The sequence below is a fragment of the Tenacibaculum ovolyticum DSM 18103 genome, from assembly GCF_000430545.1.
In the GTDB taxonomy this organism is placed as follows: domain Bacteria; phylum Bacteroidota; class Bacteroidia; order Flavobacteriales; family Flavobacteriaceae; genus Polaribacter; species Polaribacter ovolyticus.
On sequence record NZ_KE387163.1, the window covers coordinates 267,487 to 291,831 of the forward strand.

The 24,345-nt window shown below is 28.0% G+C and carries 18 protein-coding genes; 5 read left to right on the forward strand and 13 right to left on the reverse strand.

What is annotated here, in order from left to right; all coding sequences use genetic code 11:
• Positions 1–68 precede the first annotated feature (68 nt).
• The 4 genes from H518_RS0111175 to H518_RS0111190 all read right to left on the reverse strand — a co-directional run bounded on the left by H518_RS0111175 (position 69) and on the right by H518_RS0111190 (position 7,005).
• Positions 69–2,483 (reverse strand): ABC transporter permease, encoded by a 2,415-nt coding sequence (locus H518_RS0111175; RefSeq protein WP_028889130.1) that lies wholly within the window; start codon positions 2,481–2,483, stop codon positions 69–71.
• Between the two features lie 2 nt (positions 2,484–2,485).
• Positions 2,486–4,906, reverse strand: a complete 2,421-nt coding sequence (locus H518_RS0111180; protein WP_028889131.1) for an ABC transporter permease — start codon at positions 4,904–4,906, stop codon at positions 2,486–2,488.
• Positions 4,907–4,931: 25 nt separating this feature from the next.
• On the reverse strand, positions 4,932–5,633 hold the full coding sequence (locus tag H518_RS0111185; RefSeq protein ID WP_028889132.1) for an ABC transporter ATP-binding protein: 702 nt from the start codon (positions 5,631–5,633) through the stop codon (positions 4,932–4,934).
• Positions 5,634–5,760: 127 nt separating this feature from the next.
• Positions 5,761–7,005: an efflux RND transporter periplasmic adaptor subunit gene (locus H518_RS0111190; protein ID WP_028889133.1), complete on the reverse strand. Its 1,245-nt coding sequence runs from the start codon at positions 7,003–7,005 to the stop codon at positions 5,761–5,763.
• Positions 7,006–7,169: 164 nt separating this feature from the next.
• Between H518_RS0111190 and H518_RS0111195 the strand changes: the two genes are divergently transcribed.
• The 3 genes from H518_RS0111195 (at position 7,170) to H518_RS0111205 (ending at position 10,874) form a co-directional block, all read left to right on the forward strand.
• Complete coding sequence (locus H518_RS0111195) at positions 7,170–8,540, forward strand: sigma-54-dependent transcriptional regulator (protein ID WP_028889134.1); 1,371 nt, start codon at positions 7,170–7,172, stop codon at positions 8,538–8,540.
• A complete protein-coding gene (locus H518_RS0111200) occupies positions 8,541–9,860 on the forward strand; it encodes a sensor histidine kinase (protein WP_028889135.1) in 1,320 nt (439 codons plus the stop codon).
• A gap of 582 nt (positions 9,861–10,442) precedes the next feature.
• Complete coding sequence (locus tag H518_RS0111205; protein WP_051263745.1) at positions 10,443–10,874, forward strand: helix-turn-helix domain-containing protein; 432 nt, start codon at positions 10,443–10,445, stop codon at positions 10,872–10,874.
• Between the two features lie 225 nt (positions 10,875–11,099).
• Here H518_RS0111205 and fabG read toward each other — a convergent pair whose 3' ends face one another.
• The 9 genes from fabG to H518_RS0111250 all read right to left on the reverse strand — a co-directional run bounded on the left by fabG (position 11,100) and on the right by H518_RS0111250 (position 22,029).
• Positions 11,100–11,846, reverse strand: a complete 747-nt coding sequence (fabG, locus tag H518_RS0111210) for a 3-oxoacyl-[acyl-carrier-protein] reductase (protein ID WP_028889137.1) — start codon at positions 11,844–11,846, stop codon at positions 11,100–11,102.
• A gap of 93 nt (positions 11,847–11,939) precedes the next feature.
• Complete coding sequence (locus H518_RS0111215) at positions 11,940–14,909, reverse strand: M16 family metallopeptidase (RefSeq protein ID WP_028889138.1); 2,970 nt, start codon at positions 14,907–14,909, stop codon at positions 11,940–11,942.
• Between the two features lie 97 nt (positions 14,910–15,006).
• Positions 15,007–15,879, reverse strand: a complete 873-nt coding sequence (gene sucD / locus H518_RS0111220) for a succinate--CoA ligase subunit alpha (RefSeq protein ID WP_028889139.1) — start codon at positions 15,877–15,879, stop codon at positions 15,007–15,009.
• Between the two features lie 65 nt (positions 15,880–15,944).
• Positions 15,945–16,871, reverse strand: a complete 927-nt coding sequence (locus H518_RS0111225; protein ID WP_028889140.1) for a UDP-3-O-(3-hydroxymyristoyl)glucosamine N-acyltransferase — start codon at positions 16,869–16,871, stop codon at positions 15,945–15,947.
• A 2-nt stretch (positions 16,872–16,873) separates the two neighbouring features.
• Complete coding sequence (gene efp / locus H518_RS0111230; protein ID WP_028889141.1) at positions 16,874–17,440, reverse strand: elongation factor P; 567 nt, start codon at positions 17,438–17,440, stop codon at positions 16,874–16,876.
• A gap of 67 nt (positions 17,441–17,507) precedes the next feature.
• Positions 17,508–18,293, reverse strand: coding sequence for an acyl-ACP--UDP-N-acetylglucosamine O-acyltransferase (gene lpxA / locus H518_RS0111235; RefSeq protein WP_028889142.1), 786 nt, complete (start codon positions 18,291–18,293; stop codon positions 17,508–17,510).
• Positions 18,294–18,297: 4 nt separating this feature from the next.
• Positions 18,298–19,689, reverse strand: coding sequence for a bifunctional UDP-3-O-[3-hydroxymyristoyl] N-acetylglucosamine deacetylase/3-hydroxyacyl-ACP dehydratase (locus H518_RS0111240; RefSeq protein WP_028889143.1), 1,392 nt, complete (start codon positions 19,687–19,689; stop codon positions 18,298–18,300).
• Positions 19,682–20,722, reverse strand: coding sequence for a UDP-3-O-(3-hydroxymyristoyl)glucosamine N-acyltransferase (gene lpxD, locus H518_RS0111245; protein WP_028889144.1), 1,041 nt, complete (start codon positions 20,720–20,722; stop codon positions 19,682–19,684). The genes H518_RS0111240 and lpxD overlap by 8 nt, the downstream gene beginning before the upstream one ends.
• Before the next feature lie 56 nt (positions 20,723–20,778).
• Positions 20,779–22,029, reverse strand: a complete 1,251-nt coding sequence (locus H518_RS0111250; protein WP_043706871.1) for an HD domain-containing protein — start codon at positions 22,027–22,029, stop codon at positions 20,779–20,781.
• A 131-nt stretch (positions 22,030–22,160) separates the two neighbouring features.
• On the opposite strand from H518_RS0111250, the gene porX reads away from it, so the two are divergent.
• Both porX and H518_RS0111260 read left to right on the forward strand, forming a co-directional pair.
• Positions 22,161–23,708, forward strand: coding sequence for a T9SS response regulator signal transducer PorX (gene porX / locus H518_RS0111255; protein ID WP_028889146.1), 1,548 nt, complete (start codon positions 22,161–22,163; stop codon positions 23,706–23,708).
• A gap of 24 nt (positions 23,709–23,732) precedes the next feature.
• Entirely contained in the window at positions 23,733–24,308 is a 576-nt protein-coding gene (locus H518_RS0111260; RefSeq protein WP_028889147.1) for a DUF1287 domain-containing protein, read from the forward strand.
• Positions 24,309–24,345: the final 37 nt, after the last annotated feature.

Genomic DNA, 24,345 nt, shown 5'->3' on the forward strand with positions numbered 1-24,345 from the left:
TTAGTTTTGAATAGGTATTTATTATACAAAAGACTCCATAATTTTTAGTCTGTGACTGTTTTTATAATTTATTCAAATTTTAAATATTTTATTAAATCTATTTTAGTTGCTCTATATGCTTTTAAACCAACGACCACAAAGACTAAAATAATTAAAATAATTGGTGTTATAACAAATGGAAATATTGGCATATCTATTCTGTACGCAAAATTATTTAACCAATTTGTCATAAAATAATAAGCTATAGGAATTAATATTACTGAAGAAATAAGTACAACATTTAAAAAGCTTTTTAATAACTGAAACATTATCTCTTTTACTGATGCCCCTAATGTTTTTCTAATAGCAACTTCTTTTAATCGTTGTTGAATTGTTAATGTTGCCAAAGCAAATAAACCTAGCAAAGAAATGATAATTACAATTGTAGTTAAAATTAAAAACAAAGTTTTCTGTTTTTCATATTTCACATAAGTTATTGCAAAACGTTTATTTAAAAACTGTGCATTAAAAGGATATCCCTGCTCTATATTCTTTTTCCAATAATTTTCTATATACTTTAAAGTTTCTTGTACATTATTAGGCTTAATTTTAAATTGCATCCACCAAAAGTTTTGTTTCATCCAACCAAATGTACTCCAATGTATTATTATTGTTGGTACGATTTTACTATCAAAACCATTTGTATGAGAATCTTTTACCATACCGACTACGGTTAAAATTTTAGGTACATTATTTTCATCATTAAAACCAGGTTTTATTTTTTTACCTATTGGATCATCATAAATATTGAACTCTTTCGCTAAAGTTTCATTTATAATAACGCTATTTATAGTATCTGATGCTCTATTTTCATTAAAAAAACGCCCCTTTAATAGTTTTATATTCATTGTTTGTAGATAATCAAAATCTACTGCATTCGCATATGTTTTTACAGAGATATCATTATATTCTACATCTGTTAAATTAGAGCTACCACCCCCTATTATAAAAGAATTACTAGTAACAACATCAATATTAGGATGTTTTATTAATTCTTGTTTCGCTACTAAATATTTTTTATATGCACCTTTATATTCATTCATCGAAACCACAACTACTTGGTTTCCATTAAAACCAAGATCTTTATTCATCATATAATCTACTTGATTATATATTATTAAAGATGCTGTAAGAAAAAAACCAGAAATTAAAAATTGAAAACCTAACATAATGTTTCTTGCTAAAACACCTTGTTTACTTCTAGATATATTTCCTTTTAATACTTCTACTGCTTTAAATTTAGAAAGATATATCGCAGGAATAACACCAATAATAATTGAAATAAATAAAGCTAAAGTTGCAACCTTTAAAAGTAGTTCAAAATTAAATATAGAAATTTCCTTATTCATAAAACTATTAAAAGAAGGTAAAACAAGTTCTACCAATAATAACGATAAAAGAAAAGCTATAATTCCTTGAAAAACGACTTCTAAAATATGTTGTTGTATTAGAAGTAACTTAGAAACCCCTAATGTTTTATTTACCCCTACTTCCTTTGCTCTTTGTGTTGCTGAAGCAATAGATAAATTAATGAAATTTACACAAGAAATAATAATTAGTAATATTGATAAAGACAACATTATAAGAATTAATTGATAATTTCCTTTTCCTTCTGGACCAGCTTGATTTCCAATTGTTTTTAGCCGAATATCTTTTAATGGTTCAAAAACAACAGTTGTTCCATATTTCTCCATAAACTTTTCAGGAGTAAGTCCCTCATTTTTTGCCTGTGGTACAGTAGCATTTTTATACCAAACATCATTTGCTTTTCTATTTATATCCTCTAAAACAGCTCTTTTATTTGTTTTTATAAATAATGTTTTAGAAAAACTTCCCCAACTTCCTTCCTGTTCTTTTCTATATTGGGTAACCATTTTTGGCATAAAATAGTGCTTTCCTATTATTTCATAAACAGTAGTTATAATAAAGGATCTATTTTGAAATTCAATGGTTTTACCAATGGCTGATTTTTTACCAAATAATTTTTCAGCTTCTTTCTCAGATATTGCTATATTATTTCTTCCTTTTTTAAAACTTTCTATATTTCCTTTAATAATTTCAAAAGGAAAAAAATTAAAGAAATTAGAACTCCCTTTTAATATCTTATCTATAAATAATTGCTTTCCTTCAACTTTAACAACTGAACTACTTAAATATATATTACTTAAATAAAAATCACGTATTTCGGGTATATCTTCTTTATATTTTGCGCCTTCTATAATAGAACTACTATCCCAAACATCACCATTAGACATTTTATGTATTGCTCTATAAATTTCATTAGAATTTATATTATTTGTATTATAACTTTGCTCATCATTAAAGTATAATAAAACTAATAATAGTCCTGCAAAGCCCACTGTTAAACCTAATATATTAACAACTAAATTTAACCAGTTTTTTAGACTGTTTCTAAAAAATATTTTAAACCATGTTTGTAACATATTTATTCGAATTTTAAATATTTTATTAAATCAATTTTGGTGGCCTTATATGCTTTTAAACCAACTACTATAAAAACTAAACCAATTAAAATAATTGGTGTTATAATAAATGGCAGTATTGGCATTTCTATTCTGTACACAAAATTGTTTAGCCAGTTTTGCATAAAATAATAAGCTATAGGAATTAATATTACTGAAGAGATAAGTACAACATTTAAAAAGCTTTTTAATAACTGAAACATTATCTCTTTTACTGATGCTCCTAATGTTTTTCTAATCGCAACTTCTTTTAATCGTTGTTGAATTGTTAGTGTAGCTAAAGCAAATAACCCAAGAAGTGAAATTAAAATTACGAATACAGATAGTATTAAAAACATTGTTTGCTGCTTTTGATATTTATCATAAGTTTCAGCAAATTTCTGATCTAAAAACTCATACGTAAATGGGAATTTTGCATCAACATTTTGCTTCCAAAACTCTTCAATATCAACAATTGTTTGATCTATATTCTCTGGTTTAATTTTAAACTGAATACTCGACATCCAACTTTTGGTAAAATCAAAATTATCCCAAAGAACAAAAAACATTGGAGCAATTTTAGTATCAAAACCATCAAAATGATAATCTTTTGTCATTCCTATAACTTCAAGTCCTGGCATATTATCTTCTTGCCAACCTAAATTAAGTATCTGACCTATTGGGTCATTATATATTCCTAATTTTTTAGCTGCACTTTCATTAATTATAATTTTACTAATAGTATCTGATGCAATATCCTCTGAAAAATTACGTCCTTTTAAAATTTTAATTTTCGCAAAATTTATGTAATTATAATCTACTGTATTAGATGCTGAATTAAAATCTATATCATTAATTTTATGATTTAAAGAAGTACCACTAACCCAACCATCTCCTGGAACAAACATACTTGAACTAACTGCTAAAATGTTTTTATTTTTTGATAATACATCTTTTGTTAATTCGTATTTTTTGTATTTGTTTTCTAAATTGTAAACCTTTACTGATAAAACCTGTTCTTTATCAAAACCAAGTTCTTTTTGCATCATATAATTAATTTGATTTCCTACAATTAACATACTAATTATAAAAAAACCTGATATTAAAAACTGAAGTCCTAACATTATATTTCTTGCTAAATTTCCTTTTTTACTTTTTGAAATACTCCCTTTTAAAACTTCTATTGCTTTAAAATTTGATAAATACAAAGCAGGAATACTTCCTATAAAAATTGATATTAAAATAGCTGTTATAAATAAAGTAGATAATGAACTAACATTTAATATAGAAATGTCTTTTTGTACAAAATCATTAAAAAAAGGTAATGTTAATTCGACAATTATTAATGCTAAAATAAATGAGATAATACCTTGAAAAACGACTTCAAATATATATTGTAATAATAATTGTCTTTTTGATAGACCAAGTGTCTTTTTAACTCCAACCTCTTTTGATCTTTGAGTAGCTGAAGCTACAGATAAATTAATAAAATTTACACAAGAAATAACAATTAATAGTATAGATAAACCTAATAAAACCATTAATAGTTGATAATTACCTGTACCACTAGGGCCAGCTCTTTTTGCTTTGCTATGTAAATACAACCTATCTAATTTATCTAACAAAACAGTTGGTACACCATAACGTTTATCAAACTCTTCTACTGTAATTCCATTTTCTTCTGCCGTAGGTTTAAAAGCTTTATTTATAATTATTTGGTTCATTTTTTGTTTTAAATCAGCCAAATTAGTTCCTTTAGTAACTTTGCAAAATAGTTCGTTATTATGATTTCCCCAATGAACCTCAAAATCTTCATCAAACTGAATTAACAAATCTGGTTCTTGATGTGAGTTTTTAGGAATGTTATATACACAAGCAACAATATAATTTTTAGTTCCTATTTTTACTGAATTTCCTACTGCCCTTTCTCCTTTAAATATACGCTCAGCATATAATTTAGATAATCCAATATGTGCTCTTGTTTCAGTAAATTTTTGAGTAGAACCATCAATAATTTCAAAAGGAAAAAAATTAAAAAACTGAGGATCTGTTATTGTTACTTTGTCTGTAAATTCAAAAGTATCATTAAACTGTACTACCCTACTTCTATAAAATGGTTGCACCATTAAAGCTTCAGTTACTTCTGGTAATTCTTTTGGGTATGTAAGGTACATCCCTGCATTTACTGTAAACCAAACTTCTTTCGATTTTGCCTGCTTTAAATTTACTCTATAAATCTCTTCTTTATTAGGATTCCATTGATTATAACTTTGCTCTTCATTTAAGTATAACAACACAATAAGTAATCCAGCCAAACCAAGTGTTAAACCACTAATATTAATTAATGCATTTAACCAGTTTTTTTGCTGATTTCTAAAAAATATTTTAAACCATATTTGTAACATTTGTTCTAGTATTTTACGTGAATATTTATTTAACTAAAACATCTACCTTATGTTCATTTGTTTTTTCAGAAATTATCTCTCCATCTTTTAATGTAATAACTCTAGATGAAAATTGAGCATCATAAGAGGAATGAGTTACCATTACAATAGTAGCACCTGTTGCATGTAGTTCAGTTAATAATTCCATTACATCATTACCACTTTTACTATCTAAATTTCCAGTTGGCTCATCTGCTAAAATTAATTTTGGATTTGTTACCAAAGCTCTAGCTACAGCAACTCGCTGTTGTTGACCTCCAGATAATTGTAATGGAAAATGTTTTGCTCTGTGTGCTATACCAATTCTTTCTAAAATCTCATTAACACGCTCTTTTCTTTCTGAAGCTTTTATTTTATTATAAATTAAAGGCAACTCAACATTTTCATAAACTGTTAATTCATCAATTAAGTTAAAATTTTGAAAAACAAAACCAATGTTTGCCTTTCGTAAGCCAGCGCGTTGCTTTTCATTAAACCTTGCAACTTCTGTTCCGTCAAAAAGATAACTTCCATTATTTGGAGCATCTAATAGCCCAATAATATTTAATAAAGTAGATTTCCCACAACCTGATGCTCCCATGATAGATACAAATTCACCTTCTTTTACTTCTAAACTTAATTTATTTAATGCAGTTGTTTCTACTTCTTCCGTTCGGTAAACCTTTACTAAATCTGTTATTTTTATCATTTTATATATTTTTAAATTTTGTTTTTATAATTATTCTCGATACAATTTTTCCTACTACGTCAGAAAAATTACTCGAACTAACATTAGCTTTGCTACTTTGATACTCTTTTGCTTTGAAACTTTTTACTCATTCAATATTTATTTCTTCTACATTCTTAAAATCATCATAACTAGATGTTATTACTTTATCGCCTTCTTTTAAACCTTCTAAAACTTCATAATAAAAAGGGTTTTCTCTACCTATTTTAATAGTACGTTTTACTGCTTTGTTTTCAGTATTTAATACAAAAACCCATGCTCCATTTGTGCTTTGATAAAACTGACCTTTTGGTATTAACAAAGCTTTACTGTTGTTAGATAGAAAAACTTTTGTTTTTAAAGACATTCCTCTTTTAATACTTTTAGGAAGTGTGTCATTTTTAAAAACAAGTTCCACTTCAAATTGCCCATTTACAACCTCTGACAAAACTTTTGATAATACAATATCATGATTTTTAGCATTTATACTAACGCTTCCATTAATATCTTTCTTTAGTTTAGAAATGTAGTATTCATCTACTCTTGCTTTTAATTTATATCCATCTAAAACATCCACCTTCCCTATTGACTGTCCTTGATTATAATTTTGTCCTAAAATTGGATTAAATGATGATAATAAACCATTAACAGGTGCTTTTACAACAAAATTCTCTTTGTTTTTACGTAGTAATTCTAAACTTTTTTGCATGTTATTAATAGAAATATCTATTCTAGATAATTGCACACCTCTATTCTTTTTCTCTTCAGAAACGCTTCTTTTAATAACTCCATTTCTTTCTTTTTGAAATGTGTATTCTTGATTAGATTTTTGATAATCATTCTTAGCAACTACTTCTTTAAAATACAGTGTTGAATCTAATTTATATTGACGTTTTGCACTTCTAAAATCATTTCCGATTCTTAATAATTGTTGATCTAAGTTTAATTGTTGATTCTTTATATTTACTCTAATATTTCTTAAATTATTAATTTGTTCAACAATAGCAGTCTCTTGAGTTAAATAATTTAACTCAGCATTAGGGTTGTAAACTTTTAATAAAGGTGTCCCTTTTTTTATCATCTGTCCACTTTCAACAAAAATTTCAGAAACTGAACCTCCTTGAATTACATTTACTAAAACAGATGTTTTAGGTGTTACAGTACTATTAAATAAAACAACATCTTCAAAATTACCTAGTGAAATTTTTCTAATACTTAAATTGTCTTTTTTAAGATTAACTTGTTTTTTACGAGTTAAATTCATTAGAGTAAAAATAAATAATAACACAATTGGAATTCCCCATAATAACATTTTTTTAGTTGTTTTATTCTTTGTTTGTAGCTGCTTATCCATTATAATTTGTCTTCGTTTGGCATAGTTAATTCCATAAATATGCCAACAGAAAACAAATACACAAAACACTAATAATCAACAACCTACACTTGTATATATTTTTTACCATGTTCGAAAGCGAACATTTTTTTGTTCATATTCAAACAATTGACTAACTATGTAGTATGAGAAAAAAGGAAGCAACCATATTAATAGTTGATGATGATGATGATATTTTATTTTCTGCTAGAATAAGTTTAAAAAAATATTTTACTGGAATAATAACAGCTAATAATCCTAAAAAAATAAGTAATCATTTAACTACAACAACTATAGATGTTGTTTTGTTAGATATGAATTATCGTATTGGTTATGAAGATGGTAAAGAAGGTTTATATTGGTTAAATCATATAAAAGAAATTAGTCCAGAAACTACTGTTATCTTAATGACTGCTTTTGGTAGCGTAAATTTAGCTGTTGACGCTATAAAAAAAGGAGCTACAGATTTTATTTTAAAGCCTTGGAATACTGAGAAATTATATGGAATTGTAAATGCTGGTGTAGAACTAGCTAGGTCTAAACGAAAAAACACACAGTTAGAAACTGTTCAAAAGTTAAACTATAAAGAATTTCATAATAAAACAGAACATATTATAGGTAGTTCATCAGCAATGCAATCTGCAATTGGTTTGGCTAATAAAGTTGCTCCTACTGATGCTAATATTTTAATTTTAGGTGAAAACGGAACTGGGAAATATGTCTTTGCCAAAGAAATACACTTAAAATCAGAACGTAAAAACGCTCCTTTTATTCATGTTGATTTAGGTTCTTTAAATGAAAACTTATTTGAAAGTGAGTTATTTGGTTATGTAAAAGGTGCTTTTACAGATGCTCATAAAGATACTATTGGACGATTTGAATTAGCAAAAGGTGGAACTATATTCTTAGATGAAATAGGTAATCTTCCACTCCACTTACAATCGAAATTATTAACCGTTGTTCAAAATCGGAAAGTAACTCGATTGGGTGAAGGAAATGAGCGTGCAATAGATGTGCGTATTATTTGTGCTACAAACGCAAATGTTCATGAAATGGTTGATGAACAAACCTTTCGTCAAGATTTATTATTTAGAATAAATACCATTGAACTTAACTTGCCTCCACTTAGAGATCGAATTGGTGATGTTGAATTGTTAGCTAATCATTTCTTAAATAAGTTGAATCAGAAATATCGAAAAAAAATAGATGGTTTTAATAAACAAGCTCTCAATGGATTAAAAAAGTATCATTGGCCTGGTAATATTAGAGAAATAGAACACATAATTGAACGTGCAGTAATTATAACTGATAATACTCAAATTCAAACGGAAGATTTGCACTTTTCTACTAAAAAATTAGAAGCTTCAATGTCTGCTAGTTTAAATTTAGAAGAAACTGAAAAATTATTAATTGAACAAGCCTTGCAGAAACATCAAGGTAATATATCAAGAGCTGCAAAAGATTTAGGTTTAACCCGAGCTGCGTTATATAGACGATTAGAAAAATATCAATTATAAATGGGAAAAACTCAATTTATTCAAATACTTATTAGAATTCTATTATTAATATTTAATGGTGTTTTAATTTTCTTTACTTATATTAAAGGTTATTCTGTTAATGTTATTGGGTTTTCATTATTATTTTTGTTTCAACTTTATTTATTTTTTGATTATTTAAAAAAACTTTTTGCTGATATCGAAAAATCTATTGATTGTTTGTTACATAATGATTATTCAAACACAATTTCATCAAAAAAAAGAGAAAACTCATTACATAACAAAACTTCATTATTATTAGAAAAACATAGAAAACAAAATCTTTTAAATACTTCTGAAGCCTTAATTCTTACAAACATTATAGAGAGTTTAAGTATTGGAGTTTTAATATTAAGGAAAGATGTTAATCAAAAAATTGAAGTTTTTCAAATTAATAAAGCTTTTACTGATTTCTTAAAAATTCCTAAGTTTTATAATTGGACCTTATTAAAAAATAAAATTGGGAATCTTTTAGAGTTCATTTTAAAATGGAATGCTTTAAAACATACTGTTAGTATAGATGTAAACGATACTGAAGAAAATTTTTTCTTAAAAACATCTGTAACACAAACAAATGAATATGAATATTTAATTCTTTCTTTAGAAACTATTCAACAATTAATAGACAAGAAAGAAAAAGAAGCGTGGTATAAGTTAATGAATGTAATGTCTCATGAAATTATTAATACTATTACTCCTATTAGTAGTTTAGCTGAAAATTTAGATTCTCTTTTACAAGAGGATGAGAAAGATGATGAAACTATGTTAGAATTATCTCAAGGATTGCAAATAATAAAAAAACGATCACATCATCTAACTACATTTGTTGATACTTATAGAAAATTAGCTGAATTACCGCTTCCGGTAAAAGAAAATTTTAATTTAACTAAAGTAATGCAAAACACATTTCAATTATTTGAACAAGAATTGAAATTAAAAAGTATTTTATTAGAATTTAACACTACTGAAAATATATTTGTTTATGCAGATAAAAAACAAATAGAGCAAGTTGTTATAAACTTACTATCTAATTGTTTATATGCTTTAACAAATATTGAGAACCCTGTAATTAAAGTTCAGCTTATAAAAGAAAAAAATAGGACTCACTTTTCTATTACCGATAATGGTATTGGTATTCTAAATGAAATAAAGGATAATATTTTCATACCTTATTTTACAACTCGTAAAGATGGTTCTGGTATTGGTTTAACATTAAGTAAGAGTATAATAGAATCACATAACGGATCTATTAAATTTACATCTATACCTAAAAAAACGTGTTTTACTATCACTTTACCTTAATTTACATTTGTAAACAACTGTTTCTCCCCTATCTTTTTAACATATTTAAATCATAAAGTACTTATTTAGAGAAGTATATAATATTTACATTAATTATTTAGTCTCTTAATTATCTTCTACTACTTTATGGTTGATATATAAGCTATTATTTACAAAAGTAATCTAATAGTAGCTGTATATATACAAAAATGGCTATAATAAGTAATAGTAATGAGTAATTCGCCGTTTACAATTAAATATTTAATAAGACTTGTGTATATAATATGAGGGTATTGTATTATAATAATTAAAACAACAATTGTAAACTACAAATGTAGTAATACTTTTCTTTTACATCTGTAATTAGCCTTACTGTACTGTTTCATCACCTAAAAGCACTTATATTATAGATTTACTCTATTAACCGCATCTAAACAACTGTAATTAAGTTATTTAACCGCTATTAACTACACTATTGCTTTAATCAATATTGATTAAACATATCTTAATAAATGAATATTCTTCCTCTTGTATATCAATTTACAATTGTATATCTTTACTTTATCAGATATCAATAATCATTAGTTTACAATTGTAACATTTATGGAACTACTACCTAGGTTAAAAAAAATAATTGAGCATTATAATTTAACATCATCAACTTTTGCTGATGCAATTGATGTACAACGCTCTAGTATATCTCACCTACTATCTGGCAGAAATAAACCGAGTCTTGATTTTGTTATGAAAATAATAAACAAATTTCCTGAGGTAGACTTATATTGGCTATTATACGGAAAAGGTAGTTTTCCTAAAATTGAAGAAATTATTGAAACTAAAATTAAAAAAGAAGTCGTTGAAGAAAATTTAACGGTACCTTCTCTATTTTCTGAAAATGTAACATCTGAACATGAGGTGGAAAAAAAATCAAATACGCAATTCTCAGCGACTGAAAAAAAGGACAAAAACACAAAAAAAATAAGCCGTATTGTTTTATTTTTTGAAGACGGAAGTTTTGAAGCTTACAATCAATAATTATATTAACTCTCTTTTTAACTTAAAAAATAATTAGTGTAAACTCTTTAGTTCTGATTAATAATTATCTCCTTTTTTCTTAAAAATTTGTAACTAAAAACAATTAATGTTAGAATAATAGATTTAAGTTTAGTTATGAAATGAAGATATAAACTTCTAGAAATAACAAAACCCTGCTATTATTAAATAGCAGGGTTTTATAATAAAAATATTATTTTGAATATTTTACGTTAACATTCCTCCATCAACAGATAAAGTTTGCCCTGTAATATATGCACTCATATCAGATGCTAAAAACACACAAGCATTTGCAATGTCTTCTGGAGTTCCTCCTCTTTTTAAAGGAATTTCATTACGCCATCCTTCAACTACTTTTTCATCTAACTTTGCTGTCATTTCAGTTTCAATAAACCCAGGAGCAACTACGTTACTTCTAATATTTCTTGAACCTAATTCTAAAGCTACTGATTTAGAAAAACCGATAATACCAGATTTTGAAGCTGCATAATTTGCTTGACCTGCATTTCCTTTTAATCCAACAACAGAACTCATATTAATAATTGAACCTTTGCGTTGTTTCATCATCGGACGAATAACAGCTTTAGTTAAATTAAAAACAGACTTTAAGTTTACTTCAATTACCTTATCAAAATCATCTTCTGAAATACGCATTAGTAAGTTATCTTTTGTAATACCTGCATTATTGATCAATACATCAATACTACCAAACTCAGTATGTACTTCTTTAGCTAATTCTTGAGCTGCATCAAAATCTGCTGCGTTTGATTGATATCCTTTCGCTTTTACTCCTAAATCTGTCAATTCTTTTTCTAAAGCAGTTGCTGCATCAACAGACGAACTATATGTAAAAGCAATATTAGCACCTTGTTTTGCAAACTCTACAGCTATACCACGACCAATACCTCTAGAAGCTCCGGTTATAATTGCTGTTTTATTTTCTAATAATTTCATTATCTAGTTGTTTTTAATAGGTCAAATATAAAAATAAAAATCCTGCTAAAGAACACTCTTCAGCAGGATTTTAATTAGTATAAAATTATTTTATTAAGATTTTATTTTTTTCTCATTTACATAATTAAATAAATAATCAACATCTAATTCTTTGATTTTACCTAACTTTTGTAAAGACTTCACATCTAAATCTTTCTTATTTCCTATAACCATTACATTATAAGATTCTCCCTTTACATTTTTATCAAAGAAAGCTTTTAAATCTTCTATTTTCATTGCCTTAATCGTGTTATACATTTGCTCACGATTATCGTTATCAATTCCTAACTTTTTTAATCTTTCATAAGACCAAAAAATACTTGACTTTGTAATACGCTGTGCGGCAATCTTTTTTAATGTAGATTCTTTTGCTGCATTAAATTGTTTTTCAGCTTCTGGCATGTTATTCATTAATTCTAACATTGCATCAACTGCTTGTGTTAGTTTATTTGCCTGTGTACCAACATATGCCATTACATAATTATTACCATCTTTTTTACGAGCACTACTATATGATGCAAATGCTGAATAAGCTAATGACTTACTTTCACGAATTTCTTGAAATACAATTGATGATAATCCGCTGCCAAAATAAGTATTAAATAATGTTGATGCTGCTAAGTTTTCTGGTTTAAAAGGTTCTCCTTTTGCTAAAAATAATAATTCTGATTGAACCATATCGTAATTTGTAAAAAACACATTACCTCCAGTTTCAGTTTCAACATACTCTTTTGCTTTAGGATATTCTTTTAATTTACCATATATTTTATGATGTGTATCTAAAGCAGTAACAGCTGCTTTTACATCTTTACCATAATAAAAAACACGTTGCTTATAATTCTTTAAATCTTTAAGGATACTTACTAACTCAACCGGATCAATTGCTTTTAACTCATCAACTTGCATTATGTTACGTAAACGAGAATCTTCACCATATTTACCATAATTCATTAAACCGTTCCAAAGAATATTTCCTTTTTGAGTTTTTCCGTTCTGACGTCCTTTATAAATTTTTTCTACATATTTATCAAATGCTCCTTGATCAGCTTTTGCATTATCCCATAAATGTTCTAATAATTCTAATCCTTTAGGTAAATTTTCTTTTAAACCTCTTAAACCAACATATGTTTTATCATCTTGAGCACTTACGTAATAATCTACTCCTAATTTATAAAACTCTTTTTTGATATCTTCAGCTGAATATTTATCAGTCCCTAAAAATTCTAAATAACCTGCAGCAAGACTTAATTTTTTATCATTGTCTTTACCCATGTCAAAAATAATATTCAAATCAAATAAATCATTATTCTTATTTTCAACATAAGATACTGAAATATCATTTTTAGTTTTCAGTTCTTTAATCGCTGTTTTATAGTCAACAAATTTTGGCTGTAATGGTGCTGATTTTTTCTTGTTAAATTCAGTAATAAATTCAGAGCTCTTACCTCTATTTAAATTAACGGGTGTAATTCCTGGGTTTTTAACCTTTACTATATTTTTATCTTCTCCTTTACGTTTGTATGTTACAACGTAGTTATTTTGATAAAATGTATTAGCAAAAGCAACTAATTCAGTTTTTGTAATTTTCTTTAGATCATCTAAAAACTTAACTTTATCTGACCAATTTTCATGGTGAATAAATGCATTAAAATAAGCACTTGCTAAAGCAGTATTATTTTCATATTGACGTGTTTGACTTAATTTTAAGTCATTTACAACGGCTTCAATCATCCATTCGTCAAATTCACCTTTCTTTAATTTCTCTATTTGAGCTAATAATAAATCTTTAACTTCATCTAAAGTTTGTTCAGATTTTGGAGAACCAGTAAATTCATGATAACCATAGTCATTTAAAAAAGTAGGAGAACAACCAGCTCTTTGAACTGCTTGCTTTTGATTTAAATTTAAATCAATTAAACCAGCATTACCATTTGCCATAATCATATCACAAAGTGTAACTAGTTTTTCTTCTTTTGTATTAACACCTTTTGAACGGAAAGCTATAGAAATACTTTCTGATGTTGGCCCAAATACTTCTTTAACAATTGGTGCTGTAAGAACCTCTTCTTTAGGTAATATTGGATGTGTTAATTCTTTCTTTTCGAACTTACCAAAAGTTTCATTTATCTTTTTAATAGTAGCATCAAAATCTAAATCTCCAACTAATACAATAGCCATATTATTTGGCACGTAATATTTATCGAAATAATTATTTATATCGATCATTGAAGGATTTTTTAAATGCTCCGCTTTACCAATAGTTGATTGTTGTCCATAAGGATGATTAGGAAATAAACCTTTTAACATTGCAGCATAACTCTTTCTAAAATCGTTATCCTGACCACGGTTAAACTCCTCAAAAACAGCTTCTAACTCAGTATGAAATAAACGTAATACTAATGAACTAAAACGTTCAGATTCTAAATCTAACCATTTATTTAACTCATTAGCAGGAATTTTGTTTTTATATACTGTTTCTTCAAACCATGTATGTGCATTGGTACCAGTAGCACCAAGTGATTCAATAATTTTTTTATACTCACCTGAATTTCCATATTTAGATGCTTCTAAAGAAACACTATCAATTTTTTTATAAAGAGCTAATTTCTTTTCTTCATTTTTTTCAGCTCTATGCTTTTCATATAAATCAGATATTTCACTCAAAAACTTTTTCTCTTTATCCCAATCAAGAGCTCCTATTTTATGCGTTCCTTTAAACAACATATGCTCTAAATAATGAGCTAACCCAGTAGATTTTTTAGGGTCGTAATTTGAACCTGCACGAACTGCAATATATGTTTGAATTTTTGGTTCATCAGTATTTTTACTTAAATATACTTTTAAACCATTATCTAAAGTATATAAGCGTAAGCCTGTTGGGTCATTTGAAACAGTTTCATATTTAAAACCATTTGTTCCTGTATGATTTTCTTTTTTCACTTCATTGTTTGAAGTTGTTGTTTTCTTACAGCTTATAGCAGTAATTAAAAACATACATGCTAATAGCAATTTAATTGTTTTCATTTTTATTTGGGTTTGATTAAATTAAAAAATCCGTTGAATTGACAATTCAACGGATTTTAAAGAAAAATATTTTAATATATTATCAGTTTTTACAAAATTATGCTAAAACTTTTGCTACCATTTCACCAATCTTAGCAGGAGATTCAACAACGTGAACTCCATTTTCAGCTAAAATTTTCATTTTTGCTTGAGCTGTATCATCATCACCACCTACAATTGCACCTGCATGCCCCATTGTTCTACCAGCTGGCGCTGTTTGACCTGCAATAAAACCAATAACTGGTTTACGGTTACCATCAGCTTTAATCCAACGAGCAGCTTCTGCTTCTAAATTACCACCAATTTCACCAATCATAACAATTGCTTCAGTTTCATCGTCATTCATTAGTAACTCAACAGCTTCTTTTGTTGTAGTTCCAATAATTGGATCTCCACCAATACCAATAGCTGTAGTAATACCATATCCTTGTTTTACAACTTGGTCAGCAGCTTCATAAGTTAAAGTTCCTGATTTTGAAACGATACCTATTTTACCTTTTTTGAAAATAAATCCTGGCATAATACCAACTTTAGCTTCATCAGGAGTAATTACTCCAGGACAGTTAGGTCCTACTAAAGTACAATCTAATTGATCTACGTAAGCTTTTACTTTTACCATATCAGCAGTAGGAATTCCTTCAGTAATACAAATAATTACTTTAATTCCTGCTTCAGCAGATTCCATAATAGCATCAGCAGCAAATGCTGGTGGTACAAAAATAATAGAAGTATCTGCTCCTACTTTTTGTACAGCTTCATCAACTGTATTAAAAACTGGTTTACCTATGTGCTCTTGTCCTCCTTTACCTGGTGTTACACCTCCTACGACGTTTGTACCGTAATCGATCATTTGACCAGCGTGAAAAGTACCTTCACTACCTGTAAAACCTTGAACTATAATTTTTGAATCTTTATTTACTAAAACACTCATTGGTATATTTTTATTTAATTTTAAGCTTCACAAAAATAGTTTTTTGTAATTGATTTGTGAAACTTTTATATCTTTTTTTGTTCTTTTACTAATCGTTTTATTTCAGCCAATTCTTTTAACTTACTTCTAGATTCAGAAACTGGTGTTCCGAAATACGATTTACCTCCTTCTACAGATTTTGTAACACCTGTTTGTCCGAGTATTACAGCTCCTTTACCTATAGTAATTCCGCTGTTTGTTCCAACCTGACCCCATATAGTTACTTCGTCTTCAATAATAACACAACCAGCAATACCAGTTTGTGATGCTATTAAACACTTTTTACCTATTATAGTATCATGCCCTACATGAACCTGATTATCAATTTTTGTTCCTGCTCCAATAGTAGTATTACCTGTTACGCCTTTATCAATTGTACAAGAAGCTCCTAAATCTACATTATCTTCTAAAATAACGCTTCCTCCTGAAATTAATTTATCAAAGCCTTCAGGCCTGTTTTTATAATAAAAAGCATCTGCTCCTAAAACAGTATTCGCATGAATTGTAACATTGTTTCCAATAATAGTGTTGCTATAAATAGCAACATTAGGATGAATCAAACAATTTTTTCCTATAGATACATTATCACCTATAAAAACATTTGGTTGAATAACAGTTCCTTCTCCAATAATTGCACTTTCAGAAATACTTTCTTTTGATGCTATAAATGGATTAAAATATTTTGTTATTTTATTAAAATCTCTAAAAGGGTCATCTGATATTAATAATGATTTTCCTTCTGGACAAGCTACTTCTTTATTAATTAAAATAGTCGTTGCTGCCGAGTTTAACGCTTTACTATAATATTTAGGATGATCTACAAAAACAATATCTCCCTTTTCTACCACATGAATTTCATTAATTCCTGTAATAGAAAAAGAAGATTTACCAACAAATTCACAACTTAAGAGTTGCGCTATTTGTTGTAAAGTTTGTGTGTTTTTAAATTTCAAAATTATTCTTTAACACGTTCTTGGTATGTACCTTTTGTTGTTTCAACCTTAATCTTATCTCCCTCATTTATAAAAAGAGGAACATTTACGATTGCTCCAGATTCAACAGTTGCTGGCTTTGTTGCATTCGTTGCTGTGTTTCCTTTTACTCCTGGTTCAGTATGAGTAACTTCTAAAATTACACTTGCAGGCATATCTACAGCTAAAGGCATATCATCTTCAGAATTGATAATAATAGTAACTACCTCACCTTCTTTCATTAATTCTGGTGCATCTAAAGCACTTTTTTCTAATGTAATTTGAGAATAATCTACTTGATTCATAAAGTGAAATGTCTCTCCTTCTTTGTATAAGTATTGAAATTTATGTGTTTCAACTCTAACATCATCAATTTTTCTTCCTGAAGGGAAAGTATTATCTACTACTTTACCATTCGTAACACTTTTTAATTTTGTTCTTACAAAAGCAGGTCCTTTTCCTGGTTTTACATGTAAAAATTCAACAACTTTATATATATCGTTGTTGTATCTCATACATAATCCGTTTTTAATATCTGATGTTGTAGCCATTGTATGTATTCTTTATATTTTTTATTTATTAAAACGCGAGCTTATTATATTAGTTATAAGCCTATAATTAATTTGATTTGAAGTACCCTTTCATGATACCACGATGTGAGTCTTTTATAAATTGAATAATTTCATCACGTTCTGAAGTTGCACTCATTTCTGCTTCAATTATATCAATTGCCTGAGAATTATTAAAGTTTTGTTGGAATAAGATTCTAAAGATATCTTGAATTTCTCTAATCTTCTCTATAGCATATCCTCTTCTCCTTAATCCTACTGAATTAATCCCAACATATGATAATGGCTCACGAGCAGCTTTTACATAAGGTGGTACGTCTTTTCTCACTAAGGATCCTCCTGTAACAAAAGCATGTTTTCCTACTGATGCAAATTGATGTACAGCTACCATACCTGCTAACACTACATTATCTCCAATAGTAACATGGCCTGCTAAGGTAGTATTGTTTGAAAAAATACAATTATCCCCCACTAAACAATCATGTGCAATATGGCAGTATGCCATTATTAAACAATTATTTCCAATAACCGTTTTCATTCTATCAGAAGTACCTCTGTTTATCGTAACACATTCTCTTATAGTAACATCATCACCAATTACAACTGTAGTTTCTTCATCATTAAACTTCAAATCTTGAGGTATTGCCGATATAACTGAGCCTGGAAAAATTCTACAATTTTTACCGATGCGAGCTCCCTCCATAATAGTAACATTAGAACCTATCCAAGTTCCTGAACCAATTTCAACATTCGAATGTATTGTTGTAAAAGGTTCTATCACTACATTTCTAGCAATTTTAGCTTGTGGATGTACGTATGCAAGTGGTTGATTCATAAAATTATTGTTTTTTTGCGATTTGTGCCATTAATTCTGCTTCAACAACTATTTTGTTATTTGCATATCCATAAGCTTGCATATGACAGATACCTCTTCTTATAGGCGTTATTAACTCACATTTAAAAGTTAACGTATCTCCTGGAAGTACTTTTTGTTTAAATTTAACTTTATCCATTTTCATAAAATAAGTTAAATAGTTTTCAGGATCTGGTACTGTATTTAGTACTAAAACCCCTCCACATTGTGCCATTGCTTCTACTTGTAAAACCCCTGGCATTACTGGTGCACCTGGAAAATGCCCTGTAAAGAAAGGTTCGTTCATAGTCACATTTTTCATACCAACGACATGTGTATCTGATAATTCGATAATACGATCTATCAATAAAAATGGAGGTCTGTGTGGTAATATGTCCATTATTTGATGAATATCCATTAATGGAGGCTGATTCAAATCATATTGAGGAACATTATTACGTTTCTCTTGCTTTATGATCTTTGCCAATTTTTTCGCAAACAATGTATTTACTAAATGTCCTGGTTTATTTGCTATAACTTTACCTTTAATACGAATACCTACTAAAGCTAAATCACCAATTACATCTAATAATTTATGACGTGCTGCTTCATTTGCCCAATGTAATTCTAGATTATCTAAAATTCCGTTAGACTGCACTTTTATATCCTCTTTATTAAAAGCTTTTTTTAATTTTTGCATTGTACTTTCTGATAACTCTTTATCAACATATACAATTGCATTATTTAAATCTCCACCTTTTATCAGATCATTTTCAAGCAACATTTCAATTTCGTGTAAAAAACTAAATGTTCTTGCATCAGAAATTTCTTCCTTAAAATCAGAAATTTTATTTAATGTAGCATTTTGAGTACCTAAAATTTTAGTACCAAAATCTACCATTGTAGTTACTTGATATTCATCAGCAGGCATTAAGATAATCTCACTTCCTGTAGCTTCATCTTTATATGAAATAATATCTTTTACCACATATTCTACAATGTCAGCATCTTGCTCTACAACTCCTGCTTCTTCTAAAGCTTTAATAAAAAACTTTGAAGAACCATCCATAATAGGAGGCTCAGAAGAATTTATTTCTATAATTAAATTATCAATATCTAACCCAACAGCTGCAGCTAAAACATGCTCAGAAGTCTGAATTTGAACCCCGTTTTTCTCAAGATTTGTTCCTCTTTGAGTATTCGTTACAAATTCTGCTTTAGCTTGAATAATTGGCATTCCTTCTAAATCAACTCTTGTAAAAGCAAATCCATGATTTATAGGTGCTGGTTTAAAAACCATTGTTACCTCATTACCTGTATGCAATCCTACACCAGTTAATGTAATTTCTTTTTTTATTGTTCTTTGTTGCTTACTCATTTTTTATTTTTTGAGCATTTAACTCTTTTTCTATTTTATCTATTGTTGATACCAATTTTGGTAATTTTTTAAAGTAAACATAAGATTTACTATAATCTGAATATCCAAAAGCTGGGGTTCCTTGAACTACATCGTTGTCTTTTATACTTTTCCCAATACCTGATTGTGCTTGTATTCTCACATTATTTCCTATAGATATATGTCCTACAATACCTACTTGTCCTCCAATCATACAGCTTTCTCCTATTTTAGTAGAACCTGCAATTCCTGTTTGTGAAGCAATTACTGTGTTTTTACCAATTTCTACATTATGCGCAACCTGTATTTGGTTATCTAACTTTACACCCTTTCTAATAATTGTTGATCCTAAGGTTGCTCTATCTATAGTCGAATTAGCTCCTATATCAACATTATCTTCTATAATAACGTTTCCAATTTGAGGTATTGTTTTATATTCTCCACTTTCTGTAGGTGCAAAACCAAATCCGTCAGATCCAACTACACTTCCTGAATGAATTTTACAATTCATTCCAATAATTGTTTCTGAATAAATTTTCACACCCGCAAATACAGTTGTGTTATCTCCTATTTTTGTATTGTCACCAATATAAGTATTTGGGTAAATTTTTACATTTTCTCCTAAAACAACATTTTCTCCAATATATGCAAATGCACCAATGTATTCATTTTCTCCTACAGAAGCTGAATCTGCAATAAAATGAGGGTTCTCTCGCCCTTGTTTATTATTTTTTACTTCATTATAAAACTCTAATAACTTTGTAAATGCCTGATAAGCGTCATTTACTTTTATTAAAGTTGTTTTCAACTCTTTTTCTGGTTTAAAAGATTCGTTTACTATAACAACAGATGCCTCTGTAGTATATAAGTAAGAATTATACTTCGCATTAGATAAAAAACTTAATGCTCCTTTTGTGCCTTCTTCGATCTTAGAAAGTTTAGAAACTTCTGCTTCTGGGTTTCCTTCAACTTCCCCTTCTAAAATATCTGCTATTTGTTTTGCTGTAAATTTCATTGAATGCAAAAGTAATTATTTTTGTTTAATTACATCTTGTTAGAATTATTTAACAATTAAACTATTTTTTTGGGGTAACATAAATAATGTTTTATCACTGGTTTAGACAATGCTTTTAAATTTAATTGATCTGATGCTTTTGCGATATCTTTTAACTCACCTTTTTTCGTGTAAATCTTTATAGGATCATTGGTATTGTACGCCTGATGTTTAATTTTATTTGATAAAACAAAATAATTTAAATCACTTTCTTTAATATTACTATTCTCTAAAAGATTCTTGTGAATAGCTGTTAAATAGGTATCTCCGAACGGTTCTTCTTGAATTTCAATTTTTAAAAGATTTCGGTGAATAATCATTTTTGCTAAAGATGAAAGCACAAAATCTTCATGATGAACCCAATCTTTTATTGCAGACATCACATCATAATCATCTAATTCTGAAAATATTTTTAATGTATCATTAGTGAAATTAGTTTCAGATATAGGTGTGTATAAAAAATACTTTAATGCCCTACTAGCATACATTTCAACTCCCTTTAAAGCTAACTCTTTTGCTCTTTTTAATACATTAACCAATGTAATTTCTGCAACTAAACCTGTTTTATGTAAATATACTTGCCAATACATTAAACGACGAGCAATAATAAATTTTTCAACAGAATAAATTCCTTTTTGCTCAATTACTAACTCATCTTCTACCACATTCATCATAGCTATTAACCGTTCTGATGAAATATTTCCTTCAGCTACACCAGTGTAAAAACTATCTCTTTTTAAGTAATCTAACCGATCTATATCTAACTGACTAGATATTAATTGATATAAAAATTGCCTGTGGTATTTTCCTTCAAAAATTTGAATAGCTAAACTTAACTGACCATTAAACTCATCGTTTAAAGCTCTCATAAATTTTAACGAAATTTCTTCATGTGTAATTCCGTTTACAATACTATGTTCTAATGCGTGAGAAAATGCTCCATGACCTATATCATGCAATAAAATAGCTATATATAAAGCATTTGCTTCGTCATCAGAAATAGCAACATTTTTATTTCTTAAAACATATACTGCCTTTTGCATTAGATGCATGCAACCTATTGCATGGTGAAAACGGGTGTGGTTTGCTCCTGGATATACCATATTTGATAACCCCATTTGTGTAACCCTTCTTAATCGCTGAAAATAAGGGTGCTCTATAATATCAAAAATTAAAGAATTAGGTATCGTTATAAACCCATAAATAGGGTCGTTTATAATCTTTAATTTATTTGTTTTTTGATTGTTCAAAATATATAAATACTTCAATTTTAAACAAAATAATCATAATTTATCTACAAAACCAAATTAACAAATACATTATTAACGTATTTTTAGCTTTTAGAAATACAACAAATACATTTTAGAGCGTTCTTTTTAATGTAAACATAGAAAATTAGATGAAAAATATAGATATACTTTGGGTTGATGATGAAATTGATTTATTAAAACCTCACATTTTATTCTTAGAAAAGAAAAACTATTCAGTAACTACATCTACAAACGGTGCTGATGCTATAGATTTGGTTGATGAACAAAATTTTGATATTGTTTTTCTAGATGAAAATATGCCTGGAATAACAGGTTTAGAAACCCTTGCTGCTATTAAACAAAAAAATGCAAATCTTCCTGTGGTTATGATCACAAAAAGCGAAGAAGAGTATATTATGGAAGAAGCTATTGGGTCTAAAATTGCTGATTATTTAATAAAACCAGTAAACCCAAACCAAATATTATTAAGCTTAAAAAAGAATTTAGATCATTCACGTTTGGTCTCTGAAAAAACAACATCTAACTACCAACAGGAATTTAGAAAAATTTCTATGGATTTAGCAATGGTTAACTCATATGAGGAATGGACAGAGTTATATAAAAAACTAGTGCACTGGGAATTAGAATTAGAGAACATTAACGATACTGGAATGTTAGAAATTCTAGAATCTCAAAAATCTGAAGCCAATTCACAATTTTTTAAATTTATAAAAAAGAATTATCAAAAATGGCTTACTAGTGATGATAAACCTACTTTTTCGCATACACTTTTTAAAAACTATGTAGTTCCTAATATTTCTAAAGATCAAGGTCTATTACTTGTTGTTATTGATAATCTTCGTTATGATCAATATAAAATACTTGAGCCATTTATTAATAATTATTACAAAAAAGAAGAAGAACATTCATATTATAGTATTTTACCAACAGCTACACAGTATGCTCGTAATGCAATATTTTCGGGGTTAATGCCTCTAGATATGGAAAAAAAACACCCAGATCTTTGGAGAAATGATACAGATGAAGGAGGGAAAAACTTATATGAACCTGACTTTTTAGATGCTCAGATAAAAAGATTGAATTTAAAAATTCAGCATGAATACTATAAAATAGTATCTCTTAAAAGCGGAAAGGAATTAGCAGATAATTATAATGGAACTAAACAAAATGATTTAACAGTAATTGTATATAATTTTGTTGATATGCTATCGCATGCTAAAACAGAAATGGAAGTTATTAAAGAACTTGCTGGTGATGATAAAGCTTATCGATCTTTAACGGCTAGCTGGTTTAAAAACTCTCCTTTATATGATATTATTCAAAAAGCGCAAAAATTAGGTCAAAAATTAATTATTACGACTGATCATGGTACAATAAACTCTAAGACTCCTACTAAAGTTGTTGGAGACAAAAATATTAGTTCTAATTTACGCTATAAAACAGGTAGAAGTTTAAGTTATGAAGACAAGGATGTTTATGCTGTTAAAGACCCAAAAGATATATTTTTACCTAGTATAGCTATAAATAGTCCGTTTATTTTTGCTAAAGAAGATTTATTTTTTGCGTACCCAAATAACTATAATCATTTCGTTAAATATTTTAAAAACACCTATCAGCATGGTGGTATTTCGCTAGAGGAAGTAATTATACCATGTGCCATTTACAGCCCAAAGTAAAATTGTTTTATTTTTATATTTATCATGAAAATTAAATTTATAATCTTTTTGTTTTTCTTTGTGAAACTAAGTTTCTCACAAGTAAAAGAAAATAAATTAAGTATGGCTGCCTTAGAGCTCACTAAACATAAAGTAACTTATGACCCAAGTTATTTTTCTATTTCATACCCCAATGGTGATGTTCCGCCAGACAAAGGTGTGTGTACTGATGTTATTATTAGAGCTTACAGAAAGTTAGGTATCGACTTACAAAAGGAAGTTCACGAGGATATGTTAAAAAACTTTTCTTTATACCCTAAGATATGGGGGCTAAAGAGAACTGACAAAAATATAGATCATCGTAGAGTTCCTAATTTAATGACTTTTTTCAGTAGAAAAGGTACTGTATATATAAAATCTAACAAATCAGAAGACTATATACCTGGTGATATTGTTTGCTGGAATTTATATGGAGGGATTACTCACATTGGTATTGTTGTAAATAAAAAAACAAAAGATAATAAACGTTATATGATTGTTCATAATATAGGTAATGGTCAAGTACTTGAAGATTGTCTTTTTGATTTTAAAATAATTGGCCATTACAGTTATAAAAATTAAATTTCTTTACCTTTTAACAGTTTTTTATTTTTGCATC